Below are 6291 nucleotides of genomic sequence, written 5' to 3'. Positions count from 1 at the left end.
TGGGTCTGCTAGCAGCGTAGGATGGATTTGGTCCAAGATTCCCACCGCAGTCCCATTGTGTTAAATGCAATTAACCTAATGTGTTAAATGAGAAAGCCGCCAGGCCATCTAGCAGGGCATTTAGAGGAGAAGAACATGGCAATCGACATCAGCGCGCTCGACCCCGCGAAGACCGTCGTGGTCGCGACGGGCAACCCCCACAAGGTGACGGAGATCGAGGCGATCCTGAGCAAGAGCCTGCCCGGCGTGCGCTTTGTGGCGCTGGGCGAACTGGGCAACTACCCGGACCCGGTGGAGGACGGCAAGACGTTTTATGACAACGCCTACATCAAGGCCGCGGCCGCGCTGGACGAGACGGGCCTCGCCATGGCGGTCGCGGATGACTCCGGTCTCTGCGTGGACGCCCTCGACGGCGCGCCGGGGATCTTCTCGGCACGCTGGGCGGGGGAGCACGGCAACGACGCCGCAAACAACCAGAAGCTCATGCGCCTGATGGCGGACGTGCCGCAGGAGAAGCGCACCGCGCGCTTCCACTCCAGCGTGGTGATGGTGGAGCGCGACGAGGACGGCGAGGGCGTCTATCGCGGCGACGGCGACTGCGAGGGCTACGTGGGCTTTGAGCCGCGCGGCGACGGCGGCTTTGGCTACGACCCGCTCTTCCTTCCCAACGACACGCCGGGCAAGACCATGGCGGAGCTCACGCCAGGGGAGAAGAACGCGATCAGCCATCGCTTTCACGCCCTGCAGGACCTCGCGCTCAAGCTCTAGCCGCGGCCCGCGCACCAGCAACACAGGGCCGGGCGGCCGCCCACTCGTGGCGACCGCCCGGCCCTCTTTCTGTCGGTTGTCTGCCGCAGGCGCGGCGGCGCGTCCTTCTCGCCCGGCCGCGTCGCGCGCTGCTAGACCTCCAGCACCGTGGCCTCGTGGCTGTAGTGGTTGAGCACCTCGCAGCCGTCCTCGGTCACGATGACCAGGTCCTCGATCCTCACGCCGATGTCGCCGGGGATGTAGATGCCTGGCTCGATGCTAAAGCACTGGCCCACCTGCACGGGCTCGTCGTGCGTGGCGGATACGTCGCCCGGCTCGTGGTCCTCCAGGCCGATCTGGTGGCCCAGGCGGTGCGTGAAGTACTCGCCGTAGCCGGCGTCCTCGATGATGTGGCGCGCCGTCAGGTCGATCTGGGCAAACGTGACGCCCGGGCGCACGATGGCCTCGGCGGCCTCGTTGGCGTGGCGGACCGTCTCGTACACCTCGAGCTGGTGCGCCGTGGGCTCGGCCGTAAAGAACGTGCGCGTCATGTCGGAGCAGTAGGAGTCCTGCTTGCAGCCCACGTCAAACAGGACCATGTCGCCCTTGTGGAACACGGTGCCGTCCGGCTCGTGGTGCGGGTCGGCCGCGTTGGCACCAAAGCTCACGATCGGGGCAAAGCTGTGGCCCTGCGCGCCCAGGCGGCGGTACTCGCCCAGCAGGCCCGCCGCGATCTCGTGCTCCGTCACGCCCTCGCGCACCTGCGCCGCGAGCCAGTTCATGGCCTCGTCGTTGGTGTGGCTGGCCTGGCGCATCAGGCGCTGCTCCTCGGCATCCTTGATGGAGCGCGCGCCGTCCACGGCGGCGGAGGCAAGCTCGAAGCCGGCGGCCGCGTGCGCGTCCATCAGCGGGAGCAGCCAGTTTGCCACGAGCTTCTTGTCCACGCCCAGGCGCTTGGAGGGGTCGAGCTCGGCCGCCACCAGGGGCACGGGGTCCTGCGTGTCGTCAAATGTCACGAGCTTCTGCGCGGCGCCCGTGGCGTCCGGGAACAGCCTGTTGCAGAACATCACGGTGCGGGCGCCGTCGCCCTCGCGCGCAATCAGCAGCGCCAGGAAGCGCTCGTACGGCTCCGTGTAGTAGCCCGTCAGGTACCAGATGGACATGGGGTCGCACACCAGCATCTGGTCGAGCCCCTGCCTTTCGAGGTTGCCAAGCACCCTTTCGATCCTGTTCGTGCTCATTTTCGCTCCTAAATGCCGTGTTTTACGTGGACGTTCGCTTTATGCCATATACTGGAGTATTGCATTGCACAAGGTAGCGCGGCAGTCAACAGCCAACTGCCAAACGCTGCGTTTGGAGGTACAGATGGAAGTCGAGGTTCCGCCCGTCAATAGGGTAGACCAAATCCGAGAAGAACTCACGGCCCTCAAGGGAAAGCGCCTTCGCGTGCGCGCCAACATGGGCCGCTCGCGCGTTGTCGAGCGCGTGGGCACGCTCGTGGGCGTGTATCCCACGCTGTTTGTGGTCGAGGTCGAGGAGCGCCGCGGCCGCAAGGCGCGCCAGTCCTACCAGTACGTGGACGTGCTCACGTCCGCGGTCGAGATCTACGACCCCGACACGGGCGAGCGCATTCTGGACTTTGGCTTCGAGGACCAGCAGCTGCAGTAGTCCGTTCGCGCGTGGCCTGGCCGGTCCGGCCGGGCCACCATTCGATGGGGAGGTCCCATGTCGCAGGCATCGCACGGCGCCGGCCAAGCCGCCGGCACGGCCGCATCCGCCGAGCTCACGCTCGACGCGCCCGTCAAGGTGAACCTCCACCTGGGCATCCACCCCGGCCGCGACGAGCGCGGCTACCACCGGGCGGATTCCGTCATGATCGCCCTCGCGGTGGGCGACCGCGTGTGCGTGGCGCTGTGCGCGCCCGGCTCGCAGGAGGCTGCCGAGGCCGCGCAGGCGCCGGGTGGTGTGCTGCTCCGCATGAGCGAGGACGTGGGCGTGGACCCGCAGCACAACACGGCGTGGCAGGCGGCGGCCCGCTTCCGCGAAGCCTTCCATGTGGCTGCGCCCGTGCTGGTCGAGGTGACCAAGCGCGTCCCGCCGCAGAGCGGCCTGGGAGGCTCCTCCAGCGACGCCGCGTCCGTCCTTCTCGCCCTCGCAAGGCTCTGCGGCATAAGCGGGGGAGAAGAACGGCTCTCCGCGATTGCGCGCTCCATCGGGGCGGACGTCCCGTTCTTCCTCGACCCGCGGCCCACGTACCTCGTGGGCGCCGGCGACGTGCCGCGCGAGTCGTTCCCCGAGCTCGCGGGCGTGCCCGTGGTGCTGGTGCGTCCGCGAGCCGGCGTCTCGACCGCGGCGGCGTACCGCGAGTTCGACGCCAGGCCGAGCCTGCCCGCCTCGCCGGAGCCGATGCTCGCCGCCCTGCGCGACGGCGACGCCATGGCCGTGGCGGCCGCGCTCCACAACAACCTCGAGCCCGCGGCCCTGCGGATCGTGCCGGAGTGCGCGGACGTGCTCGCGTGGCTCGAGCGGCGCCGCGGCGTGCTTGCGGCGCAGGTCACGGGCTCGGGCAGCTGCGTGTTCGGCATCTGCGAGACCCGCCTGGCCGCCGCCCGCGCGGCCGCGGCGGCGCAAGATGAGAAGGAATGGTGGTCTTGCGCAACATTTACGGTTGGAAAACGCGCGCATTTCTGTTAGAGTAACAACGCTAACGGGTTGTGGCTCAGCTTGGTAGAGCGCTCGGTTCGGGACCGAGAGGTCGCTGGTTCAAATCCAGTCAACCCGACCACGAATGTCAAACGGCCAGAGGCTTTCGTCTCTGGCCGTTTTTGTGTCACACGGCGCGCCGACCCGTCTGCCATCCGTCGGCTTGGGCAGAAAAATGGGAAATCGTGTACTTGAGATACACGAAATTTCGCAAAATCGTGTACTTGGAGTACACGAAAATTGCCCGCGCAAGAAAAGTGCAAGTTGGTACAGTTCGCTGGTGCCAGAAAAATGCAAGATAACTGCTGACTGCGGCAGCCTAGTCACCGCAGCCGCACGACCCCTCGCGCGCGCACGTGCAGCCTTCGGTGCCGACGGAGGCGCCGTTTGCGCCGCCGGCGGCGTCCGCAAGCTGACCAAAGGTTGCAGATACCTTGCGTGCGACCTCGGCGTCCACGGAGTAGTGGCACCAGCGGCTGTCCTTGCGGCACCGCACGAGGCCGCTGTCGCACAGCACCTTCATGTGGTGCGACAGCGTGGGCTGGCTAATGCCCAGGCCGTCCAGCAGGTCGCACGCGCACACCTCGCCGTCGCGCTCGAGCATGCGCACGATCGCGAGGCGCCGCGCGTCCGAAAGCGCCTTGAACACTGCCTTCAGCTGGTCGTCTGTCATTTGTCTTCCCATCGAAACCTCCGTTGCGTCCCGCGCGGTGCGGCGGCCTAGGCGCGCGCGATCTTCTCGCCCAGCTGGCGCAGGCGTTGCGCGATGGCGTCCGCGCACGCGCGGTAGGCGTCGGGCGAGCCGCCCATGGGGTCGTCCAGGCCCCAGTCCTCGCGGTGCGCGCACGGCAGGCTGGGGCACGAGACCCCGCATCCCATGGTAACAAGCCAGTCCACGCGCGGTAACTGGGAAATTGGCTTGGGGCGCAGTCCGTCCGCGCCGATGCCGCGGCGCGCGAGCTCCGCAAGGGCGCCCTCGTCCACGTGGTCGGCGGGGTCCGTTCCCGCCGAGAAGATCTGTGTGCCACGGGGCAGCAGCTGCCTCGCGAGCGCCTCTGCCATCTGGCTGCGGCACGCGTTGTGCGTGCACACGAAGGCGACAGTGGGCGCGTCCGGCGTGCGCGCGGCGTCCGGCGCCTGCCACGCGATGGCGGCCACCCTGTCCGCGGATGCGGCGCGCACGTGGTCCATCCAGCGTGCCTCGGCCTGCGCGCGGGCAGAGAGCGTGGGGTCCGTGGTGCCGGACATGCAGAGGCACCGGTTCACGACCCACCAGCCGTGCGGAATGCGCGCGCGGTCGAGGTCGGCGGACAGGCGCTCCGCCTCGCGCACGGGTGTGCTCTCGGGCAGCGTCACGATCACGACCTCGGTCTGGCGCGGGTCGCACAGGCGCGGCAGGAGGTCGCGCACGCTTGCGGGGACGTCGCCGCCGGTGTGCTCTATCTGGCGGCCGTAGCTCTGGGCGCTGTCAAGAAGCAGCAGCGTGTGGCCGGTGGGGGCGGTGTCGATCACGACGACCTCGTCGCGTGCGCGCGCCACGATGTTGGCAAACGCGCGGAACGTCGCGATCTCCTGCGTGCAGGGGGAGCGAAGGTCCTCCTCCACGTAGCGCACGTCCGCCTCGGCCATGGTCCTGCGGGCCTTCTGTAGCACCTCCTCCTGGTACGAGGCAAGCTCCGCCGCCTGGTCTATGTGCGAGACTGCCAGGCCGGTAAGGTCGAACTGCCCCAGGTGATCCGCGGGGTCCGTCGTGGTAAGGCGCACGCGCCGCCCCCGCGCGCGAAGTGCCTGGGCAACGCGCACGGCCACGGTGGTCTTGCCCACGCCACCCTTGCCCATGGTCATGACCACGTGCACGTCGCGATGGGACAGGTCGTCTACCAGGGCGTCAAGGCCCGGCAGGTCGGGAGCGTGGTTCTTCTCGCCCGCGGTTGTCGAACCCGCGGCCGTTGAGCCCGCGCCCGCCGCGTCCACGGGCGCCTCGCGAGCGTCGTCGGGCGCGCCCAGCAGCGCGCGCAGGCGCCCCACACCCGTTACGTCGCTCGCGCGAAGCGGCACGGTGCGGCGCGGCACGCCCGCAAGCTCGCGCGGCATCGCGGCGAGCGCCTCTTGCTGCGCGCGGAGCATCTGGCGCGCAACGCCGTCGCCGGGCTTGCCCAGCATGCCGTTCAGCACCAGCAGTCGCGGCCGTATGCCCACGCCGGAAAGCTCGGCGGCCGCACGGACGGCCTCGGCCAGCGCGAGCCTCTGCGGGCGCGATACCAGCACGAGCGCGGTGGAATTGGCGTCGCGCAGCACCTCCATCGCGCGCCGATACGCGTCGCGCCGCTGGCCCAGGCCCGCAAGCTGGCCCAGGCAGGAGGTCCCGGTCGTGTTCTGGTTGAGGTACGACGTCCACGCGCTGGGCAGCTCCAGCATCCTGAGCGTGTGGCCCGTGGGCGCCGTGTCAAAGATCACGTTGTCGTACGTTTGGGCTATCTTTGCGGACGAGAGGAGCGAGGCAAACCGGTCGAACGCGGCGATCTCGACGGTGCACGAGCCGCTGAGCTGCTCCTCTATGTTGGCGATGGCGTCATCTGGCAGCACGCCGCGGTACGGCGCGACCACACCATCGCGGTAGCGGGCCGCCAGCCGAACCGGGTCCACCTCCTCCGCCTCGAGTCCCGGGCACGCGGGGATGGGCGTGGGCTCCATGCCGATTGGCTGCCCAAACACGTCGCCCAGGTTCGACGCCGGGTCCGTCGTAACAAGCAGCACGCGCCGGCCCGCGTCCGCAAGGGCGCACGCCACCGCGCACGACACGCTGGTCTTGCCCACGCCGCCCTTTCCCGTGAGGAAGAG

Annotated in this window: 6 protein-coding genes and 1 tRNA gene; 4 read left to right on the top strand and 3 right to left on the bottom strand. The window is 68.9% G+C overall.

Annotated elements, in window-relative coordinates; translation table 11 throughout:
• The first annotated feature begins 135 nt into the window (after positions 1-135).
• On the top strand, positions 136-768 hold the full coding sequence (rdgB, locus tag ACI38Z_RS00635) for an RdgB/HAM1 family non-canonical purine NTP pyrophosphatase (RefSeq protein WP_439788260.1): 633 nt from the start codon (positions 136-138) through the stop codon (positions 766-768).
• A gap of 131 nt (positions 769-899) precedes the next feature.
• On the opposite strand, the gene ACI38Z_RS00630 is transcribed toward rdgB, so the two are convergent.
• The gene (locus tag ACI38Z_RS00630) at positions 900-1988 is read right to left on the bottom strand and encodes a M24 family metallopeptidase (RefSeq protein WP_439788259.1); all 1089 of its coding nucleotides are present in this window, start codon (positions 1986-1988) and stop codon (positions 900-902) included.
• 124 nt (positions 1989-2112) lie between these two features.
• Between ACI38Z_RS00630 and ACI38Z_RS00625 the strand changes: the two genes are divergently transcribed.
• The 3 genes from ACI38Z_RS00625 to ACI38Z_RS00615 all read left to right on the top strand — a co-directional run bounded on the left by ACI38Z_RS00625 (position 2113) and on the right by ACI38Z_RS00615 (position 3532).
• The gene (locus ACI38Z_RS00625) at positions 2113-2415 is read left to right on the top strand and encodes a Veg family protein (RefSeq protein ID WP_439788258.1); all 303 of its coding nucleotides are present in this window, start codon (positions 2113-2115) and stop codon (positions 2413-2415) included.
• A gap of 57 nt (positions 2416-2472) precedes the next feature.
• Positions 2473-3441 (top strand): 4-(cytidine 5'-diphospho)-2-C-methyl-D-erythritol kinase, encoded by a 969-nt coding sequence (locus ACI38Z_RS00620; RefSeq protein ID WP_439788257.1) that lies wholly within the window; start codon positions 2473-2475, stop codon positions 3439-3441.
• Positions 3442-3455: 14 nt separating this feature from the next.
• Positions 3456-3532: transfer RNA gene (locus ACI38Z_RS00615), tRNA-Pro, on the top strand.
• A gap of 237 nt (positions 3533-3769) precedes the next feature.
• Here the strand turns inward: ACI38Z_RS00615 and ACI38Z_RS00610 are convergent.
• Both ACI38Z_RS00610 and arsA read right to left on the bottom strand, forming a co-directional pair.
• Complete coding sequence (locus ACI38Z_RS00610; protein WP_439788256.1) at positions 3770-4123, bottom strand: ArsR/SmtB family transcription factor; 354 nt, start codon at positions 4121-4123, stop codon at positions 3770-3772.
• A gap of 47 nt (positions 4124-4170) precedes the next feature.
• The coding region (arsA, locus tag ACI38Z_RS00605) for an arsenical pump-driving ATPase (RefSeq protein WP_439788255.1) at positions 4171-6291 on the bottom strand (2121 nt) is incomplete at its 5' end.

The sequence above is a fragment of the Parafannyhessea sp. genome (assembly GCF_051876455.1).
Lineage (GTDB): Bacteria > Actinomycetota > Coriobacteriia > Coriobacteriales > Atopobiaceae > Parafannyhessea.
This window is presented reverse-complemented; position numbering and strand designations above follow the sequence as displayed.